The sequence below is a fragment of the Mesorhizobium sp. genome, assembly GCF_005063415.1.
Classification (GTDB): domain Bacteria; phylum Pseudomonadota; class Alphaproteobacteria; order Rhizobiales; family Rhizobiaceae; genus Mesorhizobium.
Window position 1 is genome coordinate 1 of the sequence record NZ_SUEG01000092.1, and the last position, 234, is coordinate 234.

Sequence of the window (234 nt, forward strand, 5' to 3'; positions counted from 1 at the left end):
GTGCACGGCCATGTGCTCGGGGATTTCGCCAAGGCCGACCGCGAATGGCTGGACGTGCTGCTCGACGCAATCGCCGATGGTGCCGGATTGCTTGCCAAGGGCGACGACAATTCGTTCATGAACCGCGTGACGCTGGCCCTGCGCGACAAGCTCACGCCGATGGGCGACGACGACCGCCCGCCGCCCAAGGCTCCAAAGGCGCAAAGCCACGTCCGCCAGGCGCGGCCGCAGCAG

1 pseudogene is annotated in these 234 nt (G+C 67.9%); it reads left to right on the forward strand.

Annotated features, from left to right (window positions below):
* Positions 1-234: pseudogene (locus E5W70_RS21605) on the forward strand (aminoacyl-tRNA hydrolase); the annotation flags it as partial.